A 14,555-nucleotide genomic window follows, 5' to 3' on the forward strand; every position below is an offset into this window, starting at 1 on the left:
TGCCCGTTAGCGATACGGGGCACATTTATGTCACCCACGTCCACCGCTGAGCGCCCCAAAGCTCGCGCTATTCAACCCAACCCCGTCGTCCAAAGCTATTCAGAGCTCCTCAAGAGCGTTAAAGCTGCAGGACTCCTCGAACGCCGGAGCGGCTTCTACATCTGGGTCTTCGTGGCCCTGGCACTCCTCATGGCAGGCACTTGGCTCGGCTTCGCCTTGATCGGCGAATCCTGGTACCAACTCCTGATCGCCGCAGCTGTAGGCATTCTCTGCACACAACTGAGCTTCCTGGCGCACGAGGCCGGGCACAAGCAAATCTTCGCCTCACGCCGCGCCAACGACTGGTCGGCCCGTCTCCTGGCCACCGGCGTCGCCGGGATCAGCTACTCCTGGTGGGAGCAGAAGCACGGCGCCCACCACAACCACCCCAACGTCATTTCCAAAGACCCGGATATCCGGAACAACGCCTTGGTGTTCTACGAAGACGCGGCCGCAGAGCGCAAGGGACGCCTGGCGTTCCTCACCAAGAAGCAGGGCTGGTTCTTCTTCCCGCTCCTGACACTGCTGGGCCTGAGCCTGCAGTTCGATTCGCTTCGCTTTGTCTTCGGCAAGCAGAAGGTACGCCACCGCTGGGTTGAGACGCCCATCCTTGTCGCCAGGCTCGCGGCCCTTCCAGTGCTCGCCTTCACCTTCCTTCCCATCGGCATGGCCTTCGCATTCCTTGGTGTGCAGATCATGGTCTATGGCTTCTATATGGGAGCCTCGTTCGCACCCAATCACAAGGGCATGCCCGTCCTCCCCAAGGACAGCCGCGTTGACTTCCTCAACCGCCAGATCCTTACCTCGCGCAATATCTCCGGTGGCATCTTCATGGACTTCCTCCTGGGTGGACTCAACCGTCAGGTGGAGCACCACTTGTTCCCGGACATGGCTCGCCCCCACTTGTACAAGGCCACAAAAATCGTGCGTGAATTCTGCGCCAAGCATTCAATTCCCTACACGGAAACCACGCTGATGCAGTCCTACGGGATCGTGGTCAGATACCTCAACGAAGTGGGCCTCGCCGCAGGACGCGGTTTCGACTGCCCGGTGGCGTCGACGCACGGACGCTTCTAGGCGTTCGACACGGGAGGCCCCAACCTCCCTAGGATGGAATCTGAAACCGGGCACCGGAACCACCGCCCCGGAGTGAGGAGCCACCATGACGCACGCCATCGTTGCACGGCAGCCCGGAGGACCTGACGTCCTTGAGTATGCATCCGTGGAACCACCGACACCTGGCCCCGGCCAGCTGCTGATCAAGGTCGCAGCTGCCGGGGTCAACTTCATTGAGACCTATCAGCGCAGCGGGACCTACAAGGTGGAGTACCCCTTCACCCCAGGCGCCGAGGCAGCCGGCACCGTCGAGGCCGTGGGCGAAGGCGTGGAGGACATTGCCGTTGGCGATCGCATTGCCACGGCCGAGGGGTCACGGACCTACGCCGAGTACGCCATCGTGGACGCAAGCAAGGCACTCCCGGTTCCGGCCGGCGTCGACGACCACACTGCCGCGGCCCTGCCGCTGCAGGGAATCACCGCGCACTATCTCATGAATTCTTCCTTCCGCGTGGAACCAGGCCACACTGTCCTCCTGCATGCCGGTGCCGGAGGCGTGGGCCTGCTGCTGACCCAGCTGCTGAAGGCCCGCGGAGCCCGCGTCATCACCACCGTTTCCTCGGATGAGAAGGCCGGCCTTTCCTCGCTGGCCGGCGCCGATGAGGTACTCCGTTATGACGGATTCGCCGACAAGGTGCGGGAGCTCACCGACGGTGACGGCGTCAATGTGGTGTACGACGGCGTCGGTAAGGACACCTTTGACGACTCCCTGAAGAGCCTGCGCATCCGTGGTGCCATGGTGCTCTTCGGCGCAGCCTCCGGACCGGTGCCGCCCTTTGATCCGCAGCGCCTGAACGCGGCCGGATCCCTCACGCTGACCAGGCCCACGATGGCCCATTTCGTGCAGAACACCCACGAGCGCCGGTGGCGTTCAGCGGAGATTTTCGACGCCGCCGCCGATGGCAGTCTCGCTGTCCGGGTCGGCGCGACGTACCCCCTGGCAGAGGCGGCCCAGGCCCACCGGGACCTGGAAGGCCGCCTCACCACGGGCAAAGTCCTGCTGGTGCCATAGCAGCCATGCCCGGCTCCCCAACATTTGGCGACTTACAGGCGAACAGCGGCGCAACAAAATGTGACGCACAGGAAACGTCCGACACCTTTTGTTCACCTTTCTGCGAAAAGCTGAGCCCGTGAGCACAGAACATCCCATGGGGGCCGGGCAGACGCCTGCCTTGACCACCTACCGCCCCCAGTTGCCGGGCGGCGCCGCAGCACCAGCCGAGCGGACCCTCGTAGACATCCTGGAACAGACCACCGCGTCATTCCCCGAGGCTTCGGCGTTGGATGACGGCCACAAGTCCTTGAGCTACACCGAACTGCTCAAGGCTGTTCGTAAGTTCGCGGCGACGTTGAACGCCGCAGGCCTCGGCCGTGGGGACAAAATCGGCGTACGCATCCCGTCCGGGACCAACGAGCTCTACATTGCCATCCTTGGCATCCTCATGGCCGGGGCGGCCTACGTTCCGGTAGATGCAGACGATCCCGACGAGCGGGCCCGCCTGGTGTTTGGAGAAGCCAAAGTTGGCGCTGTCATCGCTGCGGGTTTGGACGTGCAACTCTCCGGCGCGGCCCGGGAGCCCGCTCCCACACCCAGCACTCCCGGGCTGGACGACGACTCCTGGATCATCTTCACTTCCGGATCCACCGGAACTCCTAAAGGCGTTGCCGTAAAACACCGCTCCTCCGCGGCATTTGTTGATGCTGAAGCCCGGATCTTCCTCCAAACCGAACCTCTTGGCCCCCAGGACCGTGTGCTGGCAGGCCTCTCGGTGGCCTTCGATGCTTCCTGCGAAGAAATGTGGCTGGCCTGGCGCCACGGTGCCTGCCTGGTCCCAGCGCCCCGGGCCTTGGTTCGAACGGGGATGGACCTCGGCCCCTGGCTGATCAACCACGGCATCACCGTCGTTTCCACCGTGCCCACCCTCGCCGCCCTGTGGCCGGCCGAGGCATTGGAAAACGTCCGGCTGCTGATCTTCGGCGGCGAAGCATGCCCGCCCGAATTGGCCGAGCGGCTCGCCGTGGACGGTCGCGAAGTGTGGAACACATATGGACCCACAGAAGCCACCGTCGTGGCCTGCGCCGCTCCCCTGGGCGGACCCGGCCCCGTGCGGATCGGGCTGCCTCTGGACGGCTGGGACCTCGCCGTCGTCGATTCCCACGGGGTTCCAATCGGCGAAGGCGGGATCGGCGAGCTGATCATCGGCGGCGTCGGATTGGCCCGCTACCTCGATCCGGCCAAGGATGCCGAGAAGTACGCACCCATGACAACACTGGGATGGGAGCGCGCCTACCGCTCGGGTGACCTGGTTCGTTTTGAAGCCGAAGGCCTGATTTTCATGGGCAGGGCGGACGAACAGGTCAAACTGGGTGGTCGCCGTATCGAACTGGGCGAAGTTGATGCCGCCCTCCAGTCGTTGCCTGGCGTCGCCGGCGCAGCAGCCGCAGTACAGACAACGGCCGCGGGCAACCAGATCCTTGTTGGATATCTGGCCCCTGTTGACGGCTATGAACTGTCCATGGACGAGGCCCGCCGCCTGTTGGGCGAGAGCCTCCCGGCTGCCTTGGTTCCCCTGCTGACCGTCGTGGATTCACTCCCCACCAAGACGAGCGGAAAAGTCGACCGCCATGCCTTGCCCTGGCCGCTGGCCGGTGCCGGCGCAACCGAGGCCGGTAACGCTCCGCTGAACCTGCCCGACGACGCCCGATGGGTGGTGGAGCAGTGGGAGTCCGTGCTGGGGAGCCCTGTGAGCTCCCTCGACGCCGACTTCTTCGCCTACGGCGGTGGATCCTTGGCAGCGGCCCAGCTCGTTTCTGCCCTCCGTGTCCGCTATCCCACCGTCACGGTGGCGGATATCTACGCGACACCGCGCGTCGGCGCACTGATCGACGCTGCCCGGCAGTCAATTCCCGACGGCGGCGCCCCAGGTCCGGCTGCTGACCGGACAGTACGTCCCACGGCGGTGAAGTCGCAGATTTTCCAGGTGCTGATGGGCGTGCCGCTGCACATCCTGGTGGGCATGCGTTGGCTTACCTATCTGATGGCGGCGAACAGGGTGCTGGCCGACTTCGCCGGATTTACCGCTGCGCCCGTCGTCTCGTGGTGGTGGATCGCCGCCTCCTGGCTGGTTTTCGTCAGCCCTCTCGGCCGGATGGCGATCTCCGTACTCGCGGCCCGTTTGCTGCTGGGCAGGATCGAGCCCGGTACCTACCCGCGTTCGGGCAAGACTCACCTGCGCCTGTGGCTGGCCGAGCAAATACAGGACCTCTCGGGTGCCATTGGGCTGGCCAGCGCCCCGTTCGTCCCCTACTACGCGCGTGCTCTTGGTGCGAAGATCGGCAGGGATGTCCACCTTCACTCGTTGCCGCCGGTCACCGGGCTGCTCTCCTTGGGCAGCGGAGCGAACATCGAGCCCGAAGTGGACCTTTCGGGCTGGTGGGTTGACGGTGACTCCGTCCACATCGGACAGATCCATGTGGGAGCCGGTGCCGTCGTCGGTGCTCGAAGCACGTTGATGCCGGGTGCCACCATCGGTGCGGGTGCCCACGTCGATGCAGGATCGGCAGTACTGGGCAAAGTGAAGGCCGGGCACCTTGTGGCCGGCTCCCCCGCCGAGCGCCGAGGAAAAGCGAAGCACGAGTGGCCGGCACCCAACAGCCGCCGGCCCGTCGTTGACCGCCTGTGGTTCTCCGCTTTTGCCAGTGCCTCGGCCCTTCTGGCCCTGATCCCCTACATTTCTGCGTTCGCGGCCGCCCTGGTAGTCCTGGCGTTCATTCAGGGCCACGAATCCCTGGAAACTGCACTCCCGCAGATTGCGCTGGCCGTGCCGCTAGCCGCCTTGGTGTGGTTCTTCGGCAACCTCGTACTCATCCTGGTAGTGGCCCGTCTCCTCGGTTTGGGCCTCAAGGAAGGCTACTACCGGGTTCGCAGCCGGATCGGCTGGCAGGTTTGGGCCACGGAACGCCTCCTGGACATGGCCCGTGACCTGCTCTTCCCCGTTTACGCCAGCCTGTTCACGCCCCTGTGGTTGCGCCTCCTCGGAGCCAAGGTTGGCAAGAACGTGGAAGCCTCAACAGTGCTGTTGGTACCTAAGATGACCACCATCGGCGACGGCGCGTTCCTCGCCGACGACACTATGGTGGCGTCCTACGAACTTGGCGGCGGCTGGATGAAGATCGCTCCGGCCAAGATCGGGAAGCGCTCCTTCCTGGGCAACTCCGGCATGACGGCCGCAGGACGGAACGTTCCCAAGAATTCCCTCGTCGCCGTGCTGTCCGCCACGCCGGCCAAGGCTAAGTCGGGTACCTCGTGGTTGGGCAGCCCGCCGGTCAGGTTGCGCCGCACCGCCGTCGATGCTGACCAAACACGTACCTTCCGCCCGGCCCTCAAGCTCAAGTTTGCACGGGCATTGTGGGAACTTTGCCGATTGGTGCCGGTCATCCTCACGGTCACCATCGCCGTCAGCGTGATGCTGGTCCTGGACTGGATTGCACGCGGGTGGGGTTACTGGATTGCGGCAGTCCTCGGCGGTGTCGTCATGCTGGCAGCCGGCGCCGTGGCCGCGGTCAGCTCCATCGTTGCCAAGTGGGTCCTGGTGGGGACCATCCGCTCGGGCGAACATCCCCTCTGGAGCTCGTTCATTTGGCGCAACGAGGTGGTGGACACCTTTATCGAGATGGTGAGCGCCCCGTGGTTTGCCCGCTCCGCCGCCGGAACCCCGGCATTGGTATGGTGGCTCCGCGGGCTTGGCGCGAAGATCGGCCGCGGAACGTGGTGCGAAAGCTATTGGCTCCCCGAGGCCGACCTTGTGACGCTCGGTGAGAATTCCACCGTCAACCGTGGCTGCGTTGTCCAGACGCACCTGTTCCACGATCGCGTGATGAGCCTGGACACGGTGAAACTAGGTAACGGGGCGACGATGGGGCCGCACGGTGTCATCCTCCCCGCGGCCAGCATCGGCGACGGCGGAACGGTTGGTCCGGCGTCGTTGGTCATGCGCGGTGAGACTGTCCCGGCCGGAACGTACTGGATGGGTAACCCGGTGAGCCCGTGGGTGGGTCCGTCGGCACAAGCGCCGCGCCTCAAGTAGATTGGACGGATCATGACCGTACCAATCACCACCCCCATGACCGAAGCGGACCCCTACACCCTGGACCACGGCAGCACCAGCTACCGCGTGGACAGGTACGAGTTGGACCTCGACGTCCGGCTGGGCAGCAACAGGCTGGTCGGCAAGGCGGTCCTGCGATGCACGGCATTGGAACCTCTGGCGCAGGTTGTCCTTGACTTGGTGGGCCTGCGGGCGAGCAAAGTTCAGCTGGACGGCAAGAAGCTCCAGAAGTTCAACCACAGGGCAGAACACCTGGTATTGACCCCCGCGTCCCCGCTGAAGCCCGGCCAGCAGTTCTCGTTGGAGATCCGCTACGACGGCAACCCCCAGCCCCGCCGCGGCCTCTGGGGCGATGTCGGCTGGGAAGAACTGAACGACGGCGTATTGGTCGCCGGCCAGCCCAACGGCGCGGCCTCATGGTTCCCCTGCAATGACCATCCCCGCTACAAGTCCAGCTTCCTCATTTCCGTCACCACAGACGACAATTACCGCCCTGTGTGCAACGGCAAGTTGGTGTCCCACTCCCGCAAGTCGAGCCGGGAGACGTGGGTCTACGAACAGACAGAACCCATGGCCACTTACCTCGCGACAGTACAGATCGGCCGGTACGCCAAGGTTCCCCTGCAGGTGGACGACACCCATCACCGAGTGCCGCAGTTCGTCGCAGTCACCCCCGAAATGGCAGTGGATGCTCTTCAAGGCCTGCGACGCCAGCCGGATATGATGCGGACCTTCGAGGACTGCTTCGGCCCCTACCCGTTCACCGACTACACCTCGGTGGTTACCGAAGACGAACTGGAAATCCCGCTGGAAGCCCAGACAGTCTCAATTTTCGGCCGAAACCATATGCGCGACTCCTGGGATGCGCAGCGCCTGATCGCCCACGAGCTTTCCCACCAGTGGTTTGGGAACTCGCTGACCGTCAGCAGCTGGAAAGACATCTGGCTGCATGAAGGATTCGCCTGCTACGCGGAGTGGTTGTGGTCCGAGGAATCCCGGACGATGACGGTCGCTGCCCGCGCTACGGCCGCTTGGAAGAGGCTCGACGCCGGGCAGCAAGACTTGATGGTCGGCGACCCCGGGCCGGAGTTGATGTTCGATGACCGTGTCTACAAGCGCGGTGCGCTGGCCGTTCATGCGGTGCGGATGGCAGCAGGAGACGAGGCCTTCTTTGGATTCCTTCAGCACTGGACGGCCGTGAATCGCCACGGTTCGGTGTCGACGGGGTCATTCATTGAAGCTGCCGACGCATTCATTCCGGGCCTTGATGCTGGCTCGGTCCTCCGGCCGTGGCTCTACGAGGCTGCGTTGCCGGCGCTGCCTTCCGTGCGTTAGCCGAGGGCCAAGGCTGCGACAAACCCGTCTGGCAGTTCCTCATCGGTGACATCCCGCAGGCCCGGCAAGTCCAGAACGTCCAGCTCAGCCGGGTTACGCCGCAGGCCCTCGCCGGTCATCTTTAGCCAGGCTTCCTTGCGCGACCACAACCGCGCCCGCTGTTCCGCCCGCTGATTGACCGGCACCGTGTCGAGAAAAAACTTCTCGGTTTCGGTCAGCGCGACGTCCTCAAAGCCGTCAAAGCCGACTCCGCTGATCGCTTCGAGGTCCACTCCCAGTCGGAGGCCATCCGTAGGGCGCACGACGCCGGCCAGCAGCACCCAGCCCGACGCCCGTGATGCGCTGAGCAGCAGAGGCGCGGGGCCGCCGTCGAGCATGAACCCAGGGCGGCCGTGGTCCTGGCCGGGGCCGCACTGCGGGCAGTGATAGTCAGGGACGAGCCGGGCAGGATCCACGTCGAGCAGCGAGGCGGCGAAGTGCTGCAAGGCCCCGCGGCCAGCGATGAAGTCCTCGCGGTCTGCAGGGTTGGCGAAGCGGAGAGCGCGTTCCAAAGCGGGTTTTCCGAGCAACTGAAGGCGGGTGCCGGGATTGGGGATGACGTGGAGCTTCCGCAGCTCAAACACCGGGCTATCCATCACGACCCCCTCGCAGTTTTGTGGCCCTCGAAAAGCTGAAGCGGAGTGGCACAGTTCTTCTGCCAACGCTAGCAAGTTCAGGGTGGTTCACGGTGTACCCGGCAGTGTGGAGGTGAGGTGCTGTGGTCGCGTCACGGACCGCAGCACCTCACCACGGGTTAGGAGGCTGACTCGAGGTGGGCAGTTAGCTCGTCGTTGAAACGCTGGCCGATCCGTTGCACCGCATGGGGACTGCCATCGAAGAGGACACGCTTGGCCGGGAGCGTCTCTGCAAGAGCGTCAGCAACTTCCTCAAAGCCGGGAGTTCCTCCGCCGGTGACTACCAATTTGGGGAAGGGCGTTCCGGCCAGAATATGCGCAGGAGCCCCAGTCTCCCAGGGGCGCTCCGTGGTCAGGTTGCGAATGGCTTCCTCCATGGCTGGCGGCAGCGGCGACGGCAGCTGCATATCGATTCCCAGTACGTCCAGGAATCCTGCAGCAAAAGCTTCAAGATCATTGCATTCTGTCCCTGCAAAATACGCACGCAAGGCCTCCGCGAGCTGGTCGGCCCTTGGGCGTCCGGCTCCGTTAGGCATTGCAGGCGGCTCGATCACCGTGAGTGAAAGGATCTTCTCGGGAGCAAGCGCGGCGGCCCGCATAGCCACCACCCCACCCATTGAGGTTCCGACCAAGTGGGCGCCTTCACCCAGCAGTTCGACAATCTCCACGGCGTCTCGGTCAGGGTCTATACGTTCTACCCCAGGACTCGGGCTGTACCCTCGCCGGTACGGTGCGATAATTTGGAAACGGTCGGCCAACACCTTTTGCTCGGCGAACGCCGTGGCGGCGGAGCTGAGGCTGCCATGGACCATCACCACACGCGGTCCAGATGTTCCCCAGCGTTCGGTTCTAAGTTCAGTCACTTGCCGACTCCGTTCACTGCCGCCGTTTGCAGCTCCGCCCGGGCGAAGACGCCCCGGTCGATGTCGAGTCGACGAGACTCGAAACGCCAGCCCTTTTGCGTGCGCACGACCACATCGTGGTAGGTGCCAGAGGCGATGATGAACGGGGGCTCATCGACCTGTAGCTTCGTAACGGCACAGGTGACCGCGGCAGTATCACCGTCGCCCTCAACTACGTAGTTGGTCATCAGGTGGCGGGCGCCATCTTCCTTTCCGGCCGCGATATGACCCTCGATGAATTCTCGGATTGCCCTGTGGCCGGCGAAGGTTCCGTAGGTGGCGATGAATTTCCCGTCCGGAATCCAGGCTTCCAGCCAGGCATCTATGTCATGGTTGTCGAGCGAGCGCATTTGAGCATTTGATAGCTCCACGATGGTTAGCTTGTCTTCGACGGAAAGCGGCATGGGGATCTCCTTAGTGAGTGATTGGGGCGTGACATTCAGCCATCGGCGTGATCGAACTCCATTGGCCGATCGGGTCGGTACTGAACCATCCCTGTCCTTCTAAGTCTGCTTAGGCCAGGAGTGTCCTTCTACCGCAAACGCGAAGCCCGCCTAGCAGGATTGCGAAGCGCGTGCGCCGATCGGCTGACTTCGAGGGGTGCGAAGGACTACAGACGGGGACTCACCAAATCTGCTCTTGAACCTTGCAGCGAAATCGCCCAGATGTGCGAACCCACAGGCAAAGGCGACCGCCGCGACAGTGGTCTCCGCTCGATCGGCGAAGGACAGCTTCGAATACGCTCGCTCCAGTCGCTGGCCGCGGAGCCATTCCCCCGGCGACATCCCGACTTCACGACGGAACCCGAGCTGCAAGCTCCGCAAACTGACACCGCAGTACGCCGCGACGACCGAAAGCGGGAACGGTTCCGACAGGTTCCCATACATGTACTCCATTGCAAGAGCAACGTGATGGGGCGGCTGCGGCCCGGCGGCTCCGGCCAGACGCTGACTCAGGTTACTTGGGTAACCCAGCAACAAGGCTTCGGTGAGCAGGTCCTCGACCTTGTAAGCCAGCCGCGAAGGACGGCTAAGCATGGGGTCACTCGAGATCTGGATCGCCGCGTGGAGAACTCCTACCAGAGTGGGACTAAGCTGACCTGCCAGACCGAAATGAACGGGCGCCGCATCAGCAGTTCCAAGCAATGCGGCCGCGGCCAGCTCAACCCGCCTACGATCCAGCCGGACCAGCAACTGGTCGAAGTCCCTTCCGACCTCGAGGGTAAATCCTCGGTACGGTCCGACCACAGCCATCGTTCCGGGCCGAAGATTGGCAGCCGACTTACCGTAGGAGAAGCGCGCCCGCCCAGCCACAGGCAAGGCGATAATGAAGTCGTCTTGCTCAGGTGATTTTGCCGAAATCGAGACATCTGCCCCGTAGTAAAGACGACTCAATCCGAGTGCGTCATTGGGCAGGAAATCGAGGCGTACCGCAAGGCTGCTGTGCGGATCAGAAACCGCCAGCAGGTGCGGCCTAAGGGCTGTGGTGCATGCCTCGACAACTGCCTCAATGTCCCGTGATGCACGGAGCAGCGAGGTGCCATGCCCGCGCACTACCTCAGCAACGTCGTCGATTGACATGGCCGCACCGCCTCCCCACCTAGGATAACGCCGGTCTCCGTACAGAGCACCACTCAGCGGGCCGCTTGCATCGCTGGCCAAAGCAAGCGCGAATCGCTTTCCTACCAGCCAGGCGTGAGCCTCCGTCGCTCGCCTCAGACGGCAGTGTTCCCCGCAGCCACAATCACGCTGCGAGGAACACTGTGGGTGGATTAACTCAGCCGGGCTATTTCACCGACGTCAGGTAGTTAGCCAATGTGGGCGTGATCCGGGTGCCCGAGTTGGAGCTGCCGCCGTTGGTGTGGATGGCCACAATGGAGTTGGAGCTGTTGTAAACCGGAGCTCCACTCTGGCCGCCAAAGGTGTCCATCTTGTAGTAGACCTTCTCGGTGGTCGTGCTCTCAATGGGCCCGGTCATGGACCACATCGTGCCGAACGCTTTGTCCCCCGGGTAGCCGCGGACCGTTGTGCTGGTGCCATTCAGGCTCGCGGTCGTACCGGTGTAGTTAAGCCAGCCTGTGGTGTTGCCGATGGTGCAGTCGAGTTTGATGACGCCCCAGTCGGCGTTGGTGTTCGCCGAGTCGATCCAGCGCTGGTCCGTCAGCAGTTGCGTGGCGCCGCACGTACCGTAGGGATCAGTTGATCCATTGCGCCCCGGAGCCACTTTGACGCCCCAGGAGTAGTCAGCTGTCGATCCTGTGCCGCCCTCGTGCACGCAGTGCCCAGCAGTCAGCACGGTGTCATCGGAAATCAGGGCACCGGAGCAGATGTAGCCGCCGTTGAATTCAATCTGCACGATGGAGCGGTTGGGTGCAGCTGTGGTGTTAGTGATGCGGACGCGACCATCCGCGCCGATGACTGAGTCCGTGGAGGCGCCGCCATTCTTGGACGGTGCGGCAATCATGTATCTGTCTGCCAATGCTGACGCGGCGGAACCGGACGTCTGCGACGGGTCCACTGTGTGCGATACAGGCTGGACCTCGGCGGCGGCTACTTGCGGCGTCGGCTCTGACGCTGTTGCGGCTCCACCAAGCGAGGACGTCAAAGCCATAACTGCAGCCCCGACAAGCAAAGCAACGTTCTGCTTCTTCATGGGTACCTTTCAAGGGACGGCTCTCAATGAACCGTGCGAGGGATGTGATACACATGCTTCACATGTGCATGACAAAACTGTCATACAGATGTGAATAGTCTGTCAAGATGCTGGGAGCTCAATCTCAATAAAAAGAAAATCCCCGGAACCATCAGGTCCCGGGGATTTACTCGAACAGGGCGCTTAGCGCTGGACTGCTCCGAAGCGCTCGGCCGCAACAGCAACAGCAGAAGCGCGGGCTTCAGAAGCCTCATCCGCCGTCAAGGTGCGGTCGTCGGCACGGAATCGGAGGCCGAAGGCCAGCGATTTCTTGCCTTCGTCGATGCCGGGACCCGCGTAGACATCGAACAACGCAACGTCTTCGAGGAGTTCGCCGGCACCTTCACGCAGTGCCGAGAGGACCTGGTCCGCCGGCACGTCCTGCGGGACAACCAAGGCAACGTCCTGCGTCGCTACGGGGAACCCGGAGATGTGCTTGGCCACAATCACGTCGGCAGCAGCTTCGAACAAGGCTTCCACGTTGACCTCAAGTGCCACGGAGCGTGCCGGCATGTCGTGCGCAGCCAGGAGCTTGGGGTGAAGCTCTCCGGCGTAGCCGACGACGTCGCCGTTGCGCAGCGCGAGCTGCGCGGCACGGCCAGGGTGGAACGCTTGGTGGTTGCCTTGACTGACAACCAGCTCGACACCCAGGACGTCGGCCATCAGGCGGGCGACATCCAGAGCATCAGCCCAGTCCCATGCCCGAGGAGTGTGCGTCGCAGCAGCCGGGGAATCATGCCCTGTCAGGACAGCGGCGATGTGCAGCGGCTGGTGAGGGACGCCGTCGTACAGTCCATCAAGAACCTCATCGGAGGGCTTCACGCCCAGCGGCGGAATGGAATCCGTGCCCAGCGTCTCGCCCGGAAGGAAGACCGAACCGGCTTCGTACACAGCCAGGTCACGGAAGCCGCGCGAGTGGTTGCGGCGGGCAACCTCAATGAGGCCTGGCAGGATCGACGTACGGAGGAATCCTTGTTCCTCACTGATGGGGTTCGCCAGCTTGAGCGCCGGACGAGCCGCACCTTCAGCAGCAACACCGAAGGTGTCGTTGGCTGCCTTGGAGACGAACGGGTAGGACAGCACCTCGGTAAGGCCGGCATCAGCCAAGGCCTGGACAACCCGGCGCTTCTGCTGCTGGCTACGGCTGAGCCCACGGCCTGGAGGCGCCACCGGAAGGGTCGAAGGGATGTTGTCGTAGCCGACCAGACGCGCGATTTCCTCGGAGAGGTCTTCCTTGGTTTCGAGGTCATTGCGCCAGCTCGGAGCCGCCACAACGTAACCCGAAGGTGTCTTTTCAACAGTTGCGCCAAGGTCCACGAGGGACGTGGTGATCTGCTCTTCGGTGAAATCGATGCCGATACGGGCGGCGGCGAACTCTGCCGGCAATTCGATGGTGACCGCGTCAGGAGCGGTTCCGACGTCGGTCCCGGCCTCATCTGCCGTACCACCGGCGAGCTCCACCAAGAGATCCACCACACGCTGGGCGGCAACGTTGGCGACATGCCAGTCCACCCCGCGCTCGAAGCGCTTGGAAGCCTCGGACGGCAGCTTGTGGCGGCGACGGGAGCGGGCAATCGACACTTCATCGAAGTGCGCGGCTTCCACCAGGATGTTCGTGGTGGAGTCCGACACCTCAGTGTGGGCACCGCCCATCACGCCGGCAATGCCGATAGCACCCGAGTCATCGGTGATCAGCAGGTCCTCGACGTCGAGCGTGCGCACCTTGTCATCAAGGGTGGTGATCTTCTCCCCAGCCACTGCCCGACGGACCACGATGTCGCCCGAAAGCTTGTCGAGGTCGTAGCAGTGGTTCGGCTGGCCGAGCTCCAGCATCACGTAGTTGGAGATATCCACCGGCAGTGAGATGGAGCGAACTCCGGCCAGGCGAAGGCGGGCGGACATCCACGGCGGCGTGGGACGCGAGGCATCCACGCCACGGACTGTGCGGGCCACGAAACGGTCGCAGCCGGGCTTGCCGTAGATGGGGGCGTCGTCGTTAAGCTTGACGCCGTATCCGCCTTGAAGGGAGGCCGGTGCGCTGACCTTCGACGCCGGATCCACGAACGAGGTTCCGGTAGCGTGGGCGTACTCGCGGGCAACACCACGGATGGAGAACGCGTACCCGCGGTCCGGTGTGACGTTGATTTCGGCTGCCTGGTCGTAGAGACCCAGGAGTTCCATCGCGTCAGTGCCGATCTCGGGGTCGAGCCCGATGCGGGAGAGGACCAGGATGCCATCGTGGTCGTCGCCAATGCCCAGTTCGCGGACGGAAGCAATCATGCCGGCGGACAGGTGACCGTAGGTCTTGCGTGCCGAGATCTGGAAGTTTCCGGGCAGGACGGCACCAGGCAGGGTGACAACTACTTTGTCGCCCTCAACAAAGTTGTGGGCACCGCAGATGATGCCTTGCACGCCGGAAGGATCAATGCCCTCGCCGGTGAGCGTCTGCTCCTGGCCTTCAGGGACCACGCGGACCTGGCACCAGTTGGTGGTCTTGCCGTTGGTCTGCGGTTCCTTGACCAGGCTCAGAACCTGGCCAACCACAACAGGACCCGTCAGTTCGTCTGTGGGACGGTGGACTTCTTCTTCTTCAAAGCCAACCTTGACCAGGTCCGCCATGACGTCTTCGGCCGTTGCATCGACCGGAACCTGCGCGAATTCACGCAGCCAGGAAAGTGGGATACGCACTG

The 14,555-nt window shown here is 63.4% G+C and carries 10 protein-coding genes; 4 read left to right on the forward strand and 6 right to left on the reverse strand.

Translation table 11 applies throughout. The annotated features are described in order from the left end of the window. Nucleotides 1-27 precede the first annotated feature (27 nt). The 4 genes from GVL04_RS18505 (at nt 28) to GVL04_RS18520 (ending at nt 7,598) form a co-directional block, all read left to right on the forward strand. Complete coding sequence (locus GVL04_RS18505; protein WP_159707235.1) at nt 28-1,116, forward strand: acyl-CoA desaturase; 1,089 nt, start codon at nt 28-30, stop codon at nt 1,114-1,116. 85 nt (nt 1,117-1,201) lie between these two features. Further along, a complete protein-coding gene (locus GVL04_RS18510) occupies nt 1,202-2,167 on the forward strand; it encodes a quinone oxidoreductase (protein ID WP_159707237.1) in 966 nt (321 codons plus the stop codon). 136 nt (nt 2,168-2,303) lie between these two features. Next, nucleotides 2,304-6,242: a Pls/PosA family non-ribosomal peptide synthetase gene (locus GVL04_RS18515; RefSeq protein ID WP_159707414.1), complete on the forward strand. Its 3,939-nt coding sequence runs from the start codon at nt 2,304-2,306 to the stop codon at nt 6,240-6,242. 12 nt (nt 6,243-6,254) lie between these two features. Further along, the gene (locus GVL04_RS18520) at nt 6,255-7,598 is read left to right on the forward strand and encodes a M1 family metallopeptidase (RefSeq protein ID WP_159707239.1); all 1,344 of its coding nucleotides are present in this window, start codon (nt 6,255-6,257) and stop codon (nt 7,596-7,598) included. On the opposite strand, the gene GVL04_RS18525 is transcribed toward GVL04_RS18520, so the two are convergent. The 6 genes from GVL04_RS18525 to pheT form a co-directional block, all read right to left on the reverse strand. Beyond that, nucleotides 7,595-8,221, reverse strand: a complete 627-nt coding sequence (locus GVL04_RS18525) for a 4'-phosphopantetheinyl transferase superfamily protein (RefSeq protein ID WP_235036349.1) — start codon at nt 8,219-8,221, stop codon at nt 7,595-7,597. The genes GVL04_RS18520 and GVL04_RS18525 overlap by 4 nt on opposite strands. A gap of 170 nt (nt 8,222-8,391) precedes the next feature. Next, nucleotides 8,392-9,135, reverse strand: coding sequence for an alpha/beta fold hydrolase (locus tag GVL04_RS18530; protein ID WP_159707243.1), 744 nt, complete (start codon nt 9,133-9,135; stop codon nt 8,392-8,394). Next, nucleotides 9,132-9,578 carry a nuclear transport factor 2 family protein gene (locus GVL04_RS18535; RefSeq protein WP_159707245.1) on the reverse strand — a complete coding sequence of 149 codons (447 nt, stop codon included), beginning with the start codon at nt 9,576-9,578 and terminating at the stop codon, nt 9,132-9,134. Before GVL04_RS18535 ends, GVL04_RS18530 begins: the two co-directional genes overlap by 4 nt. A gap of 150 nt (nt 9,579-9,728) precedes the next feature. Next, nucleotides 9,729-10,754, reverse strand: coding sequence for an AraC family transcriptional regulator (locus tag GVL04_RS18540; protein ID WP_159707247.1), 1,026 nt, complete (start codon nt 10,752-10,754; stop codon nt 9,729-9,731). A 205-nt stretch (nt 10,755-10,959) separates the two neighbouring features. After that, the gene (locus tag GVL04_RS18545; protein ID WP_159707249.1) at nt 10,960-11,826 is read right to left on the reverse strand and encodes a serine protease; all 867 of its coding nucleotides are present in this window, start codon (nt 11,824-11,826) and stop codon (nt 10,960-10,962) included. A gap of 183 nt (nt 11,827-12,009) precedes the next feature. Further along, a complete protein-coding gene (gene pheT, locus GVL04_RS18550; protein ID WP_159707251.1) occupies nt 12,010-14,553 on the reverse strand; it encodes a phenylalanine--tRNA ligase subunit beta in 2,544 nt (847 codons plus the stop codon). Nucleotides 14,554-14,555: the final 2 nt, after the last annotated feature.

Origin of the sequence: Arthrobacter sp. 18067, from assembly GCF_902706295.1 — a bacterium.
Taxonomy (GTDB): domain Bacteria; phylum Actinomycetota; class Actinomycetes; order Actinomycetales; family Micrococcaceae; genus Arthrobacter.